The 545-nt window shown below is 69.0% G+C and carries 1 protein-coding gene; it reads left to right on the top strand.

What is annotated here, in order from left to right; all coding sequences use genetic code 11:
- Positions 1–380: outer membrane protein (locus tag MKK88_RS19465; RefSeq protein WP_409566679.1), on the top strand; the 380-nt coding region annotated here is incomplete at its 5' end.
- Positions 381–545 lie beyond the last annotated feature (165 nt).

The raw sequence follows: 545 nt of genomic DNA, 5'->3' as shown, positions 1-545 counted from the left end.
CCGTGCGCGGCCGCCTCGGCTACGCCTTCGACCGCACCCTCGTGTACGGCACCGGCGGCTTCGCCTACGGCTCGGGCAGCGCTGACCGTTCGTTCGGCGGCTACGCCGGCAACGACAGCTTCCGCACCGGCTACGCGGTCGGCGGCGGCATCGAGTACGCGCTCCCCACCGACTCGTTCCTGAACTTCTTCCGCTCCTCGGCCGTGACGCTCAAGGTCGAAGGCCTGTACGTCAACCTGGACCGCAACACCCGCAACCAGGGCGCGTTCGTCATCAACGCCGCCAACAACTTCCCCGTCGTCTACAGCGGCGTCGGTCGCCGCTCCGACGAGTTCGCCGTCGTCCGCGCCGGCCTGAACTACAAGTTCGGCTCGTACTGAGATCCGGTCGCGCTGCTCCCGGCTTCCGTGCCGGGAGATGCGGCGGCGAGCGCGGGGTCGTTGGTCCTCCTCATCGCTCTCCGCCGCCGAAGAGCAGCCGTCCGGCTGACCTTCGCATCTCCAGCCTGATCAAACTGGCCGCTCGATCGGCAGCACCCTGGGAGC

Source organism: Methylobacterium sp. E-005 (assembly GCF_022829725.1).
Lineage (GTDB): Bacteria > Pseudomonadota > Alphaproteobacteria > Rhizobiales > Beijerinckiaceae > Methylobacterium.
The sequence above is the reverse complement of the archived record's forward strand: the minus strand, read 5'-3'. Positions and strand labels throughout refer to the sequence as shown.